This is a genomic window from Sporosarcina sp. P16b (assembly GCF_002743065.1).
Classification (GTDB): Bacteria; Bacillota; Bacilli; order Bacillales_A; family Planococcaceae; genus Sporosarcina.
This window is the reverse complement of record NZ_PDYO01000023.1, coordinates 1-14,905: the sequence shown is the minus strand read 5'-3', so window position 1 is coordinate 14,905 and position 14,905 is coordinate 1. Positions and strand designations below refer to the sequence as shown.

Annotated in this window: 14 protein-coding genes; 9 read left to right on the top strand and 5 right to left on the bottom strand. The window is 37.4% G+C overall.

Features of this window, described 5'->3' with window-relative positions:
- Positions 1-19 precede the first annotated feature (19 nt).
- The 8 genes from CSV77_RS15685 to CSV77_RS15650 all read left to right on the top strand — a co-directional run bounded on the left by CSV77_RS15685 (position 20) and on the right by CSV77_RS15650 (position 8,033).
- Complete coding sequence (locus tag CSV77_RS15685; RefSeq protein WP_099674132.1) at positions 20-3,184, top strand: type I restriction endonuclease subunit R; 3,165 nt, start codon at positions 20-22, stop codon at positions 3,182-3,184.
- A 450-nt stretch (positions 3,185-3,634) separates the two neighbouring features.
- The gene (locus tag CSV77_RS15680) at positions 3,635-4,225 is read left to right on the top strand and encodes a hypothetical protein (protein ID WP_143560689.1); all 591 of its coding nucleotides are present in this window, start codon (positions 3,635-3,637) and stop codon (positions 4,223-4,225) included.
- Between the two features lie 326 nt (positions 4,226-4,551).
- On the top strand, positions 4,552-5,139 hold the full coding sequence (locus CSV77_RS15675; protein WP_099630683.1) for a hypothetical protein: 588 nt from the start codon (positions 4,552-4,554) through the stop codon (positions 5,137-5,139).
- A complete protein-coding gene (locus CSV77_RS15670) occupies positions 5,132-5,584 on the top strand; it encodes a hypothetical protein (RefSeq protein WP_099630684.1) in 453 nt (150 codons plus the stop codon). The genes CSV77_RS15675 and CSV77_RS15670 overlap by 8 nt, the downstream gene beginning before the upstream one ends.
- Before the next feature lie 159 nt (positions 5,585-5,743).
- Positions 5,744-6,052 (top strand): hypothetical protein, encoded by a 309-nt coding sequence (locus CSV77_RS15665; protein ID WP_099674131.1) that lies wholly within the window; start codon positions 5,744-5,746, stop codon positions 6,050-6,052.
- Between the two features lie 306 nt (positions 6,053-6,358).
- Positions 6,359-6,604 carry a hypothetical protein gene (locus tag CSV77_RS15660; protein ID WP_099674130.1) on the top strand — a complete coding sequence of 82 codons (246 nt, stop codon included), beginning with the start codon at positions 6,359-6,361 and terminating at the stop codon, positions 6,602-6,604.
- Between the two features lie 645 nt (positions 6,605-7,249).
- Positions 7,250-7,657 carry a GLUG motif-containing protein gene (locus tag CSV77_RS15655; RefSeq protein ID WP_099630687.1) on the top strand — a complete coding sequence of 136 codons (408 nt, stop codon included), beginning with the start codon at positions 7,250-7,252 and terminating at the stop codon, positions 7,655-7,657.
- Positions 7,658-7,796: 139 nt separating this feature from the next.
- The gene (locus CSV77_RS15650; RefSeq protein WP_158232089.1) at positions 7,797-8,033 is read left to right on the top strand and encodes an IS66 family transposase; all 237 of its coding nucleotides are present in this window, start codon (positions 7,797-7,799) and stop codon (positions 8,031-8,033) included.
- A 120-nt stretch (positions 8,034-8,153) separates the two neighbouring features.
- Here CSV77_RS15650 and CSV77_RS15645 read toward each other — a convergent pair whose 3' ends face one another.
- Positions 8,154-9,968, bottom strand: coding sequence for a hypothetical protein (locus CSV77_RS15645; RefSeq protein WP_099674128.1), 1,815 nt, complete (start codon positions 9,966-9,968; stop codon positions 8,154-8,156).
- Positions 9,944-11,545, bottom strand: a complete 1,602-nt coding sequence (locus CSV77_RS15640; protein WP_099674127.1) for a VPA1262 family N-terminal domain-containing protein — start codon at positions 11,543-11,545, stop codon at positions 9,944-9,946. Before CSV77_RS15640 ends, CSV77_RS15645 begins: the two co-directional genes overlap by 25 nt.
- A gap of 341 nt (positions 11,546-11,886) precedes the next feature.
- Here CSV77_RS15640 and CSV77_RS15635 point away from each other — a divergent pair, with 341 nt between their 5' ends.
- Positions 11,887-12,372: an IS110 family transposase gene (locus tag CSV77_RS15635; RefSeq protein WP_233212284.1), complete on the top strand. Its 486-nt coding sequence runs from the start codon at positions 11,887-11,889 to the stop codon at positions 12,370-12,372.
- A 464-nt stretch (positions 12,373-12,836) separates the two neighbouring features.
- On the opposite strand, the gene CSV77_RS15630 is transcribed toward CSV77_RS15635, so the two are convergent.
- From CSV77_RS15630 to CSV77_RS15620, 3 genes are all read right to left on the bottom strand, one after another.
- Positions 12,837-13,310 (bottom strand): toxin-antitoxin system TumE family protein, encoded by a 474-nt coding sequence (locus CSV77_RS15630; RefSeq protein WP_099630692.1) that lies wholly within the window; start codon positions 13,308-13,310, stop codon positions 12,837-12,839.
- Positions 13,285-13,956, bottom strand: coding sequence for a MerR family transcriptional regulator (locus tag CSV77_RS15625; protein WP_099630693.1), 672 nt, complete (start codon positions 13,954-13,956; stop codon positions 13,285-13,287). The genes CSV77_RS15630 and CSV77_RS15625 overlap by 26 nt, the downstream gene beginning before the upstream one ends.
- Positions 13,957-14,227: 271 nt before the next feature.
- Complete coding sequence (locus CSV77_RS15620) at positions 14,228-14,608, bottom strand: conserved phage C-terminal domain-containing protein (RefSeq protein ID WP_099674126.1); 381 nt, start codon at positions 14,606-14,608, stop codon at positions 14,228-14,230.
- Positions 14,609-14,905 lie beyond the last annotated feature (297 nt).

The following is a 14,905-nucleotide window of genomic DNA, read 5'->3' as shown; positions in this document are numbered from 1 at the left end:
CTAGAAAGGAGGACTAGGCATGACGAAGATTCCTCATAACGATGAAGAAGAAGTGGAACGTCGCCTGATTGAAGTGTTGGGAGAAGGACATAACCAATGGAATTACCGACCGGATCTCAAGTCGGAAGACGATTTATGGAAGAACTTGCGGCAAAAGATTATTCAGAATAACTTGGCGGAAATCGGTGGAACCCCATTGACCGATGCGGAGTTTGATACGATCAAGACAGAGCTACTGCTGGAAACGAAGACGCCTTTTGAAGCAGCGAAGTGGCTGAAGGGGGAGAATGGCATTGCCCGTATTACGATCGAACGTGAAGATGTTTCGATCGGGGCGATGTCGTTGGTTCTCTACTCCAATCATGATATAGGAGGCGGGATCTCTACATACGAGGTCGTTCATCAGATTGCAAAGGGGCAAACGAATGTAGAGGACCGGGACCGTCGATTTGATGTGACGTTGTTGATCAATGGATTGCCGATCGTGCAAATTGAATTGAAACAAGCGACTGCGAAAGATGGTGTGTATCAAGCCTATAATCAAATCAAGAAGTATGCAGAAGAAGGACTGTTTCGTAATAATATCTTTTCTACATTGCAGATGTTTGTCATATCGAATGAACAAACGACGCGTTACTTTGCGAATGCCATGCCGAAAGATATGCACAAGAAGTTCGTCTTCAGCTGGCGTACGACAGACAATCGGAAAGTGGACAATCTCTATGAGTTCGTCAAGCAAGTCCTCAATATACCAGACGCGCATCGATTAATCGCGAATTATACAATCGTCAGTGAAGATCAGGATAATAAAGCCTTGATGGTGCTCCATTCGTATCAAATTCATGCGATCGAGGCGTTGTTCACGTCGGCGATGAAGCACCAATCAGGCTACGTCTGGCACGCGACAGGTTCAGGGAAGACGTTGACGAGCTTTGTATCGACCAAGCTACTCGCAAGAAAAGCGGGCGTGGATCGTACCGTTATGTTGATTGATCGGAAAGACTTGGACAATCAAACAACGAGTGAATTTACGAAGTTTGCGTCGGAATATAATACGGGGATTTCATCCGGTACGGCGAAATCGAATAGTTTAATTGTTGGGACAGGTAGCTCCAAAGAGTTGAGTGATACGTTACTGTCGAGTGCCAATTCCAATACGGTGATTATAACGACGCGTCAAAAGTTGGAAGCGGCTTTGCGCTATGCGGAAAGACAAGAAGAACAAAAAGGGTCGCAACGTTTCAAGAAACTAATGGGCCAACATATCGTGTTCATTGTCGATGAATGTCATCGTGCGTTAAGCGCCGAAGGGATGGAAGCGATCAAGGAATTCTTCCCTAACTCTACATGGTTCGGCTTTACGGGCACCCCGATTTTTGACGAGAACAAGAAACAAGCAAAAGGTCGGTTAGCGCGTACAACACGTGACCAGTACGGTGAAGTGCTGCATACGTACACGATTAAAAATGCCCTCGATGATGGAGCGGTATTGGGCTTCCAAGTTGAACATGAAGATACGATAGAGCCTGTCTCGTTGACCAACTATATTTTCACTCAATTACGCGCTAAAGAGAAATACGCGGCGCTGAGCGACAATGAAGTTAATGACGAAATCGATAAAATGACAGGAATCGAAAGGGAAACGTATATTGAACCTTCATCTTATGAACAGGACGAGCATATTCAAAAAGTCCTGCATAAGATATTCCGTCCCGATAACGCCTACACGAAATTTGGTTTTGAAAACGGGAGACCCCAGAAGTCTGCCATCTTAACGACCAGTTCCATTGCGATGGCGAAGCGATACTATCATGCGATCAAGGACATGACGCGTGATCCGGATTGGCTGACGAAGGAGTTCACCGGGCATCCGATTCGAACTGGTCGTACGATTGACGATACGGATTTTCCGCGAGTGGCGATCACGTATTCATTGCAGGAAAATGAAGAAGACTCCAAAGAGAATCAAGACGAGATGAAAGAGATCATCAAGGATTACAACGAGTATTATGGAACGTCCTGGTCAATAGAAGATATTAACCGCTACAATGGCGATATCAACAACCGACTGGCGCGTAAAAGAGCCGAATTTAAACAGTTGGGGAAGCAAGTCGATTTAGTCATTGTTGTCGATCGCCTGTTAACGGGATTCGATGCGCCTACGGTCCAAACGTTATTTGTCGATCGTAATCTAAGTTACGCGAATCTGATTCAAGCATTTTCTCGGACGAACCGTACGTATCCAGGGAAAAAGAAAGGCTTGATTGTAACATTTAGAAAGCCTGCGACGATGGAATACAATGTGAACGAGGCAACTAAGCTGTACTCGCGAGCACAAGAAGAAACCAACCTGGTGTATCCATCGTACAAAGACTCGAAGAAACGCTTCAAGAAAGCCCATTCGTCCTTTACTGCGTCAGGACCGAATCCTGAAAGTATCGACGAGCATTCACCGATTGAAGAGCGCATTGAGTTCGTCAAAGCATTCCAAGAGTTAAACAATGCCTATGAAGCGCTAGTTACGTACGATGACTACAATGATGACATGGAGAAATCACAAGCACTTCAAGATCAAGTGAAAGTGCTGGAGGATTATGTCGGAATCTACAATACCGTAAAGGGTTCACTGACAGATGAAAGGGAACAAGGAAATCCCGATGACGATCCCGACTTTTCAGGAATCGAGTTCTATGGAGATAACGCCATTAAGTTGTATGACATCGACTCGACCTATATCGACCGCTTACTGGAAACCTACGCAGCAAACAGCCCGGACATCCGGGAAGAAATCGAAAAGGCGCTTCAAAAATTAAATAAGTCGGATGTCGTGAAAAATGTCTATACGGATATTCTAAATGCGATTGACGCCAAGGAAGTGGACGAAGATGAAGACATTTTCGCAGTCAAGCGACGTTATTTCACATCGGCATATGACGAAGCGATAGAAAATCAATCGAATACATGGTTTGTGAAAGAAGATCAACTACATCTATCCGCCATTCAGTACACCGTCGGATCAGACATCATACCAAATATCAGAGGGATTCTAGACAGCAAGAAATTCGATAAGTATAAAGCTGAGAATCCGGGTGCGAAGCCGTTGAAGTACGGACCGGAAATGAAGCGTGATTGGATTCATGTGTTGAATGAGGTTATTGTTCCTTTGGGGGATGAGTTGAGGTGAGGTGGTGAATATATTAATGTGGTGATGATATGATAATATCTCTTTGTGAAGCACAAGTAATGGACTATTAAGGACCTGAGTTTGTGATTCTCCTTTATTATTGCTACAAGGATGAAAATAATGCGGACATTACTTAGCAATTTGATTCATTGTTCTTTATAAAGCGGACAAAGATAGTGAGAATAAGGACAACCGTAAGCTTTTTATAATGTTTGTCTAAGTTGAAATTGTAAACGTTGGTATAATTATAATGGAAGACGAAATGGGGGTGAAAACATCACTGGGGTTTCATTTACAATTATTCGTGAATGGGTAACATTCGCCGCCAATATCTGTATTCTATTCATCACAATCTATACTTTTTATCTCACATTTATTTCAAACAGAATTAAGTTTCTCTCTGTATCTGAATCTTTTTCTATTCGCGATGGCAACAACTTTTCAGTTGTCTTGGAAAATAAATCATTGTCCCCTTTAGTCATTGAAGAAATTTGCTTAATAATTGAAAATGAACATAAAGTTCAGTTGGCAAAGTACGGGAGCCCGTTAATACTAGATGCATTTAAGGCGAAGAAAATAATAGCTGACAGATATTCATATACTAGACCTGATATATCACCACTTATAGGTAAGAGCGTAGTCCTAGAAGTAAAGACATCTAAGAAGAAACTATACATACATACTTATAAAAGGACTCCGAAAGCTTCAAAAGAGATGCGGAATAATTCATGTAATGTTAGTAAGATCACAAATACTTACAATGGAAAGATTGTACCTGAAAAAGCAAAGTTTGTTCTGTTTGTATTTAAAGAAGAGTGGGAAAAGACGATATTTGTTTTCAAAACGGGTGTGCTGACCGAAGAAATTCAAGGTTATAATGGTTTACCTGAAGAAGCGGTAAAGGATAAAGAAAGTTTAATCTTATTTTTGGATAGTTGGTTTGAATCAACCGGAATTAAGTACAAAGTCGATAAGTTGGATAATAACTTAATCAAAGGCCTTGTTGGAAATGGACAATCCACGGAAAAGAAAAAGTATTAAAGCATGAAATAGGACATGATTTAAAATATGATACCTGTGTGAGAAACAAACGTGAATGTTTAAATAATCATGAAAGTTTAACGCACAGGTACCTTTAATTTAAGCTGAAAATCCCGGTGCCAAGCCATTGAAGTATGGACCGGAAATGAAGCGTGATTGGATTAGTGTGTTGAATGAGGTTATTGTTCCTTTGAGTGATGAGTTGAGGTGAAATCACTATCGAACGTTTAGCTTTCGAAGTTTAGCAAAAGAGTCAAATAATAGGTGGAAAAGAGTAATTAAGCCTATTCTATATAAATAATAGGAACTATCTGGTGGGTGATTTAGTGATAAAAAAACGAAAAAATAATATGAGGTTCTTATTCATCACTTTTTTTGTGACTCCTTTCATTTTATCAATTGTAATAGGCTTTAATTTTCTGGACTTAAATTTTCTTTTGGAAAATGAAAATATCAAAAGTTCTTTAGATATTTCAGGATATCTTTTTACTCTTTCTAGTTTAAGTCTAGTTTTTATCTTATTTAAAAACTTTAAACGCTCTGATTATACTAGATTTGAAATAAATAAGAACTATCTTGAAAATAATGCAGAGGAAAAGCTGGTCCATTCACTTACGAATATTAAAGTCTGCCTAACTGAAAACACAGTTAAAGATTTATATTCTAGTTGTATAGTAATAAAAAATATATATAATGATTTGAAGGATGAGCAATCTGATGTTGATTTAAAAGCTTATACCTCTGAAATAAAATCTGTGTTTAACTTGTTGAATAAATTCAAGTTAAGTTCAATTGGTTTTGAATCTGATATTGTAAAATTTAAGAGTATTACCTCTGATAATAAACATTATATTGTAGGTAAAATTGATGAATTATTATGGCAGTTAAAGCAAAGGAGTAGTTTGAATGAATAACAGAGACTTACAAGTGATAGAAAAAGTAAGTGAAAGATTTTCAGATTATGAATGGAAGCTATTAAATTCTAAAGAAGAAAGTTTTCAAGCTATTCAGTTCCCAATCGATGCAGAAAAAGTTGTTAATAATTTTCACGCTGAAGTTGTAAAAGGTATGACAGTTGTAGTAGGGGCATATCAAACTAGATTCTATTACGAGGAAGATAGATATTCTTGGGAAAAAGAATGTTACGTCGCTATAATTGTTACTAAACAAGGAGTTGCTAATTGTATTGCATTCATTACAAGCAAAGAAATTGAAAATAAAATGAATAATCTGTTTATTAATATCAAATTGAATAACTTCACCAAAAAAAATCCTATTGTTAAATTGTATGATGACGTTAATAGGAAAGTTAGTGGTATAGAAAATTTATACGATGACTTTTTAGGAGAAGATAAATAATATTTATTAGATGAATGAATCTAAAAACTAAGGTACCTGTGTGAGAAACAAACGTGAATGTTTAAACAATCATGAAATTTTCATGCACAGGTAACTGTATTAATAGCTGCCGAAGTTGCTCAGAGGAGTACAGAACAATCCCGAGAACTATTAAGTACTATGGCTAGTGATTTTAAATTATTAGATCCAATCGGAACAGGCAGGGGAAGGTACTATACTTTGTCGCGTAGGGCTTATGAATTGATGGAAGACAATATGGGCTATGAAAGACAGCAGGTTTTAGATAAAGAAGCTATTAAAATTCGTGTTTTATCAATATTAAAAGAAAGAAACCTTAGCAACAAAGAAATACGACAACTAACGGGTTTAAATGCCAGGCAGGTTCAGCGACTTATAAAAGAATTATCTTCTGATGGGGTCTATACCATTGGTCTTGGTCCTGGTACACGATATGTATTAAAAAAATGAGGACATAATAAGGACATGGATTTGTGCTTCTCCTTTATTATTGCCATAAGGATGAAAATAATGCGGACATTACTTAGCAATTTGTTTCATTGCTCTTTATAAAGCGGACAAAGATAGTGAGAATAAGGACAACCTTAAGCTTTTTGAAAGGTTTGTCTTGGAATTTAAAATGGTACCTGTGTGAGAAACAAACGTGAATGTTTAAACAATCATGAAAGTTTCTAGCACAGTTACCTTTCATTCAAGTTTTTAATGTCGCATTGCCACTATATCCGACATATTACACAAAAGTTGGGAGTAAATGGAATGGAAAAGATAGAGTTAAGATCTGGTTTAATTGATAATGATACAGAAAATATAAAAATTACCATTGAGAGTGAGATCATTGATAAAAAGAAGATGATTCTGAAGGCTATAGAATTAATTCTTTCTTCAACAAAAGAAGAAGATGAGGACTTAGAATTTTTTGAGGATGCATTACTAACTTTAGTGGATCACGTAGGATATAAGTTTTATTATTGGAACCAAGTAGAGAAAAATGAGAAATCTTAAAACGAGCATGGAGAACTTATTGTGGCAAAACGTGCCAAAATGGATTACTTACAAAACGTTCTATTAAAACAATTAAGTTAATCGGGTTGCCAGTGATACAATTTAGTGTGAAACATGTTTTTGATAATAAGTCTAGCCCAGAAAAATTTCATGAAGTTTTTCCGCCAAGGGAAATGTTTAGATTTCTGTTCTACATTGAGTAGGAGAAGCCTATCGACATAATAGAACCCTGACTCCACTAACCTCCAGAAAGGTTTAGCGCCAGTTTAGCTATTATACTCCGGCTAAGTAAACGATAACTTTGCCATATTGGATTCAGAATATTTTCTAACATAAGTACCGTCCACTAAAGTAGATCGGAAGTATATGAAGCAGTCCAGTAGTGTTTTAATCATAGCCATTCTAAAAAGTGGTACCTGTGTGAGAAACAATCATGAAAGTTTCACGCACAGGTACTTTTCACTAAACACCCGAAATTTTTATTTAGTTTAACAGACAGGCGCCTTATTAGAAGCAGCGCATTAGGTCTTTAATATACTTCTTCAAATAGTAGGTGTCAGTTGTTAAGAATTAGCAATGAAACTGGAAAAAGAGAAAATTAAATAAATTGTGCAAAATAATTGATTAGAATAGGGGAGACTTGAGTTGGCTAATCAAGAAAAGGATTTTGTTAGTATTGGTGGATTGGTAGGGAAAATGAGTGGCGGTAAAATAGTTAATTGCAGGGTAGAAGGTAAGATTATTTATGATGGAGCCGTTTCCAATGTCGCTGGATTAGTTGGTAGCATGGAAAATGGTGAAATAGAGAATTCATCTTCCAATATGGAAATCATAAATGTAGCCGATTTCAGAAAACTATTCGAAGATTTAAGAACAGCATGTGGTCAAATAGAAATAAATAAGAGATGTATTTTATTATCTGGAATTGACGAGATGGAAGAATCATTGGGAAAAGCAACTTTTAAAAATAAATATAGAGCTTTCGTGGAGAGTGCTGCAGATCATATGACTCTATTGGCTCCGTTTATAACGGGGTTAAGAGAATTTCTTTAATAGGTAGAAAAAAGAATATAGATTGATTAGGTGCCAGGTCCCCACGCAATTTAGAAACAATTCTGAATTGAACTAGAGTTGTGTGAGGACCTGGCACCGTTTGTGACATCCGCCAATTACTAGGCGAGTGTCGCAAATATTGGCTAAAGCCAACTCGAAAAACAGACACATCGGTGTGGAGTACTGCAATGGGCTGCATAAGTTGGAGCGGCAATTTCGACAGTTGCAGCCAGGGAAACGTCGGAGGATGCGTAAAAAGTATTCAAAGCCCATCGTAAAGGAGTTCTTTGAATGGATCGAGAACTCTTCTTTTTATGGGAAGAATGCGTTGGCAACGGTTGCAGATTATACATTGAGGCGAAAAACAGAACTTTAAAAACATGGTACCTGTGTGAGAAACAAACGTGAATCTTTAAACATTCATAAATGTTTCACGCACAGGTACTTTTATTAATATTTTAATGCGATACTAGTAAACATGTATCTATAATTTATTTTAAATAAGATCAATTGCCCTTCTCATTTCATCCATTACAGGAGGCATTCGTAAAATTCCCGATTCCCTATCCACTTCCCAATTCCGTTTGTCCCTTATAATGTTCAGTATATTTTCAAATGCTTCTTTAATACGTGTGGATTTACCCAAACGATCAGTATCCATGTTGGCGGCAACAAAAACGACTACTAAAAGAGCGGCTAACAAACCATTCCTTCGCTTACCTTCCATGCCATATTCAACAAACCATTCTGATTCTATACGGAACCAACGATCAGTTAGTTTCTCTATTATTTCAATCAAGTTTCCTTGGTTGGAATAACGCTCAATCAGAATTGGCAAAACGGCATTTTCCAAGTAAGTATATATAGTTGTCGAATTTCCATCTTTCATGAAATGCATTTGTAGAACAGGATGAAGCCATAGATTTATTATTCCTTCGTCCCATTGACTTAGAAGGCATCGATGTTTGTCATCTTCCTTTAGGCAAAGTCTAATTTCAAAAAGTATTTTTTCCAGAGTATGATCTTGAAGATATGGTGTTTTCCATATCCCGAACATCTCTTTAATTAGTGATGGGCTGGCCGTCTCTTGTAATACTTCTCCCAGACAGGAACCTAACCACTTTATATTCCCATGTTCGCCTTCCATCCGCCATGGAATCATTTGATCTATGAGTAAGACTAATACATCGGGACGTTTCATCTGAATCAATAACTCAAAGCACCTTTTCAAGTATAGTAAAAGTAACAACCTGTATGATAATCTATTATTTCTATCACTATAAAGTATGAGTATATGTTTCGTTATTTCAATTCGTCCCCATATCCCTGCCTCATTTGCCAAGTCAATTAGTAGTTTTAAATCGTGTTGATAAAGCGGATTTGAACAGATGGACTTAAAAATGAATGGGTTTTTCTCAGGTGTGATAAGTTGGGCTATTCTTTTGGGTTCAACTACAAAATAGATTGCCACCAAGTAATTAGCCCACCCCGGTAGACCTGCTCTCACTTCACTTAACTGAATATCCATTCTAGCAACTTGTAATATTTCATCATTTTCAAATGCTGAATTAAGTTTTTGATAGATAGATTCTTCATACGAATCCATTTCACTCTTGTTCCAGTTCAGATTTGCCTTGAAGAGAGGCTGGTTTTCGACATTAATATTGCTAAAAATAGTATGTAGCCGAGCTTTCAATCCCTCCATTCGACATAAGAACTCTGACCAAATCCAACTAGGTATTTCTAAAGCAGCCATTAATACTGAAATTTCAACAATTCGCTTCATTTGTAGTTCATGATTGCGATTGCTTGTCATGATACTATATAAAGCTCCTATCACAAGACGCAAGGCATGCGCCCTATAATTCCCCTTTTTTTCTTCTGGTATATTTATGAAATTAATGTGAGGTAACCATCCTGTTAAAAGCCATTCTTTCCATATCACACGTTCTCTTTTTTCGAGGAAGTCGATAGAGGAGAGTAGCTTATCAGCCTCGGTCTCATATTCTTTTATTTTATTATTTTGTTCCAATAGGTGGAATGTACGAAATGTTTCCTTTGTAGAGTGATAACGGACTCTTAATATTGAATTACCTTCTTTTTTTCCACTAACCTCCTTAGCAATACTATTTTTGTAAAATAGGAGAAAGCCATCTGACCACTTTTCCCATTGACTCATTTTGACTAATACATTCTGTGATTTCAATTCAACGTCTATCTCTTCAAATACCCTTATCCATTTTTCATTATGATATTGAAAAAAACTCCATTCCTTTTGTTTTTCCTTTAAATATCGGGCTTCGGCGGCCATATGACTACCTCCTCTAGTTCATCCCATAAGTCAATAAAAGTATTGATAACTGGTTGGGCGTGTTCCACTTTCAATAAAATAGAATGAGATGAACCTATACTATTCAGTGAAGTGCCCAACGACCAAACAGCGGGTGGGTTGCCAGGAAACAGAAGAAAACGATCATGAAATTTCCATCCATGCTCAGCATATTGACAGCGAATCTCAAGCTGAACTCCTTCATGATTACTTTTGGTTACCAATTGATCTATTATTTCTTGCCTTCTTTCTTCAAATGTTCCACTATAGTTTCCTTGTTCATCAGTAAGCATTTTTATCCTTCCTTTGGAGAAAGAGGTAATAACTTTTAACGGGACACCGTATGAGTTATTAAAATACAAAGTGTTCAATATATCATTGCCATCACAAAATGGATCCCAAAGGTACACACCATTTCCCCCATAGGTCTGGATGAGGCTTCGAATATCAGATAACGCCTTATCGCGATCCTTCTTTCCATTAGAACCATATTGGATAAATGATTTTTCAAGCTCAAGTTTTTTTACCGATTCTTCATGTTGGCGCTTGGCAACTCTTTCTTTCCATTTTAATTGATTGCCAATAACTGTTGGACTCTCTACATGATGCAAGTCGATATAATAGTCTTTTAACATTCCTTTTTTTCCTATCTCCACTTGGACCTTTCGTTTTTTAGAAGAAGCTATGTTCATATTGAAAGTGAGTTGTTTCATTAATGAAGCAGTGTCCTCATATAAGATAAGGTTGTCGGAATTCCGCTTGACTGTAGTGGAAATAAGACCTTCTGTACTTCCCATCTCAATCTCATGCAGAGGATGTGTACCAATGGATTCACCATATCCATGAATTGTTTGATCGTAAGAGGCAACAGTAACAATGGAAATTTCCGGCACGTTGTCACCAATCTTTGGATGCCAAGCAATCTCTATGTTTTTCTTCGTATTGGATTTAGAGGATCCTCTTTCCTCTACTTTCAATAAAGTAACAGGAAGCTGAAAAATAATATTACCCCATCTATCTGTCAGTCGCTGTAAATCAATGGGCAAATGTTTCATGACCCATTCCGTAATCTTTTGTTGCTGACTCTCAGAGAATGATTCAAAAACTGTCTTTTTGCTAGCATAAAATTCAAATAAGTATTGACAGTGACGAAATGGGTTTTTAATTCCCGAGTGAATAGGTGGAATGGGATTACGAGAAACAAAAACTGGAGATAGGGCTGTCAGTTTTTCTAAAGAGAGCGGTGTGTCGGATTGTGGCTGATGCCAAACACCTCTCTTTGCTAGTGAGTGATATAGCTCTAGGATCGTATCCACTTCAACATCCTGATAGGTAATCATGAGTGAGCGTTGTTTATCAATCGAAAGTGGTTTCTGGGTCCCGTATCGTATTAAATTTAATGGAGTCCCTGCTCTCTCTTGCAATGTTACAAGCGTATAAATGTTATGGAAAACAGGGGATCCTTGAGATCGGTCATAAATGATAATATTTAATATTTGGGCAGAGCGGTAAAATCCGATTGTCCCATCTTTTAGAAAATAACTGAAAGGGTAATTCATTAAAATCTCCTCTCCCTTAAAATATTTAACATTACTATATTTATATCCCATTCATTATACCATTTACTTTCACCTATATAATTCTGTATATACGTAATTGGAGGTGTATCGCACAATCCATACACTATCCTGAACATTGTAATTGCATAAAGAGAAGAGCTTTCTGATCAAGAAATTAAACTGTACCTATAAGATAGACCCTTTAAAAGGTCTATCTTATAGGATGCTTTTATGAATAATAAGAAAGAGACGTAAAATAAGGTACCTGTGTGAGAAACAAACGTGAATGTTTAAACAATCATGAAAGTTTCATGCACAGGTACCTTTAATTAATTGAAGAGTTGCTGCTAGAAACTGATGGTGGTATTCTATTAAGTGTTCCAGGAATTGGAGTAACACTCGCTGCTGAATTGACGGCTGGGATGGGGGATTTAGAGGCGTTTACGAATGCTGGACAGTTGATTAAGATGGCTGGTACCAATCCAGTTGTGAAGCAGTCCGGTGGAAAAACAGCTACCCACTTCGCAATTTCAAAGCAGGGGCGGGCACCATTCCGTGGCATTGTCTATCAAGCCGGCAAATGTACGGCCCTTCATAATCTCGACATGAATGCACGCTATCGGAAGATGAAAGAACAAGGAAAGTTGACAGGTCAAGCGTATATCGCAATTGGCAATCGAATAGTGCGCCTTGCCTATGCGAGGAGGAAACATCAAACGCTTTATCAAAGCACTTGTGCTGATTATATTTTACAAAAGGTCATCGCTGGAAAGTTACGAAATAAATCTAAACAAGCAGTTTTCTTTAGTCAATTTGCCAGTGTATAAAAAATGAAGTTATGGCATTGGTGTCGTTAGAAAAGCACTAAAAAAGGCGTCTTCCCGGAGCGTAGATCAAATAGAAAATTGGTACCTGGGGCCAGTGTGGACCCCGTTGCACGGCGTTATGGGTGTTGTTCCACAAATACGGATAAAACGTGAAAGAAAAGAGTTTGGATTTAATAGGATGTATCCCTGTGGAATGAAAAGCAAGACCTTTCCCGCTAGGGAAAGATGCCCTCATAGAGTTTTCTGTGATTGTTGAGTTTCAAAAAATATTATTCTGAAGCTTTGGTTTCGTGTGCCTAAAAATAGCTTAAACATGGTACTTGACTTATTTCACATTAAACGCTGTGTGAGAAACCAACATGAATGTTTAAGCTTTCATGAAAATCTGAAATAAGATACCAGGTCCGGACACGAATTAGAAACAACTCTGAATTGAACTAAAGTTATGTGCGAACCTGTTAACTTTATAATCTTCCGTTCCTTCGCCCTTTTCTGCTTTTTGATTTAACAGTAGGAGAGGTTACATGAGCATATTTCAAATGTTTACTCACTAGAATTGTTTCTATTATAGTCCATAGTTCTCTAATTCTACCGTTGGGTAACCTTATGGATGCTTTTTGGTCTTGTTCATCCCTTTTGACGTGTAAGTGAAAAGGTTCGGTACTTGTTTGATGTTCTTTACTTTCTTCATGTGGCTCAGAGTGAAATTTTACAACAATAGAACCAGTAGAGGAATAGAAATCATAGTTGTAGTACTCAATAAATCCATCTTTTATTATCTCTTGACAAGAAATTTTTGTTAAGTCGGAAAATACAATAGTTTTTCGAACAGCACCCGGTTTCGAGGGTAGACCATTAGCGCCGTCTCTGATTTCCGTAATTTCATCAAATTCATTTTCAAGCAATTTATAGTTAGTCTTTGGAATTCCTGTTGACATTTAACGCATCGAACTTTCTTATGAAATATGACCAAGTAGCAGCATCAGTTTGTTCTTCGGATGATAAGTCATCCATAGAACCCAATGTACTCTCGAAATTCCCCTCGTACTTTTCTTCGTAAAGAGCCATCTGTTCAACCAGGAATAAACGTTCATTCGAATCATATAGATTTTCTTCTTGTTCTTCTTCCCATTCTTTCACGATATCATCAACAGTGTACATTTTACCTGTTCTGGATTTCCACAAAGTATTTGCACTGATTCGTGCTTGTGAGTTTTTCTCGGTTCTTTCAACGCCCACGAATCGTCCTTCTTTAATCCAGTTATTGATGGTGGTAATCGAAACTCCAAAATACTTTGCAATTTGTCCCGTAGTATAAGCAGGGGAGAAATTTGTGTCCTCGGCAGCAATTTCTGCCATAATCTCCAATGTTTTTGATAGATACTTTTCCATTTCTTCTGTGCTATCTAGGATTGACTCATTCAACTTACTTAAGTGAAGGTTGTTTATGTTAGTTTTGTCTAAGTAATTTACTATTACTTTGAAGAATAATAAACTATCGTCCTCATTTTCGAAAATTCGTTTTGTTAATTCAGGTGTTCTTTTAACAAATTCTCTTTTTTCAAATGTTGTCAACATTATCATCACCTCTTCACCTCCTAGTATAAATGAACTGAAACTAAACTGCAAGTAACTTAAACTGAAGTTCATATTAATCATTGTATTCACTTGAATAGTTTTTATACTTGTTTAAAAATATTTACAGATGGAAAATTTCATTAACCCTCTTAAAAGGAGAGTTCAAAAAGGTATCCTTAAAGGATATCGAAAAAATCTTTAAGCCACGTTTTGAAATAGGTACCTTTCACAAAGTTCTGTGTGAACTTGATAGCTCCATTACTATTCGAACTATTCCTTACCTCTCACCACTACTAAAATCAAGAACCGGTGGTATGTATATTTCTATATCCGGTTTCTTGGCCACGCCTAGTTCATTGATATAGTTTTCAAAATTCGTTGCGTTAAACAAAGTCGATGGTCTAAGGAACGCATTAAATTCACGGTGGTTCAACCACTGCTTGGCCTTTAGATCAATGACACGAATAAAGTCTTCCTTTGTGTAGCCTTCCTTGATTCGACCGTTGATGAATTTACGGGTAGCAGCAGACTCCGCTTTGAAATGTTTTCCGGTCTTATCGTTTAGGTATTCAATAACAGAATGTGCGACGTCGAGATTCTTCTCGACAAAGGTTTTATTCTTTAGATTCTTAAGTTCTTTGGTTATAGGCCGTCCCATAGTGGGATACGCCTTCGTATCAGAGTGGGTTTGCACAGCGTCTAATTGTGAGTTGATAGGCGTCTCATGTTGGGGTGGTGGAGTGTCCACTTTTGGGTCTGCCAGTATCTCATTTGGCGTACACGAAAATGGCAGCTAATCATAATCGATTCGGTACCATTTTGTGTTGTCGATTTTCATCTTATTGTGCTTGGAAGTGGAAATTAGACAACCTTTTTGTTCTAAGTCGTACGTTATCCGTTTAATCGTGTTTAGCGACCAAAACGGAAATTCTTCCATCCAGTCGTCATACGTATT

Excerpts from the sequence above, each read along its gene's own strand:
- CSV77_RS15685 (WP_099674132.1), top strand. The coding sequence starts at position 20 with ATGACGAAGATTCCTCATAACGATGAAGAAGAAGTGGAACGTCGCCTG.
- CSV77_RS15670 (WP_099630684.1), top strand. The coding sequence starts at position 5,132 with ATGAATAACAGAGACTTACAAGTGATAGAAAAAGTAAGTGAAAGATTT.
- CSV77_RS15665 (WP_099674131.1), top strand. The coding sequence starts at position 5,744 with ATGGCTAGTGATTTTAAATTATTAGATCCAATCGGAACAGGCAGGGGA.
- CSV77_RS15660 (WP_099674130.1), top strand. The coding sequence starts at position 6,359 with ATGGAAAAGATAGAGTTAAGATCTGGTTTAATTGATAATGATACAGAA.
- CSV77_RS15645 (WP_099674128.1), bottom strand. The coding sequence starts at position 9,968 with ATGGCCGCCGAAGCCCGATATTTAAAGGAAAAACAAAAGGAATGGAGT.
- CSV77_RS15640 (WP_099674127.1), bottom strand. The coding sequence starts at position 11,545 with ATGAATTACCCTTTCAGTTATTTTCTAAAAGATGGGACAATCGGATTT.
- CSV77_RS15630 (WP_099630692.1), bottom strand. The coding sequence starts at position 13,310 with ATGTCAACAGGAATTCCAAAGACTAACTATAAATTGCTTGAAAATGAA.
- CSV77_RS15625 (WP_099630693.1), bottom strand. The coding sequence starts at position 13,956 with ATGATAATGTTGACAACATTTGAAAAAAGAGAATTTGTTAAAAGAACA.
- CSV77_RS15620 (WP_099674126.1), bottom strand. The coding sequence starts at position 14,608 with ATGGGACGGCCTATAACCAAAGAACTTAAGAATCTAAAGAATAAAACC.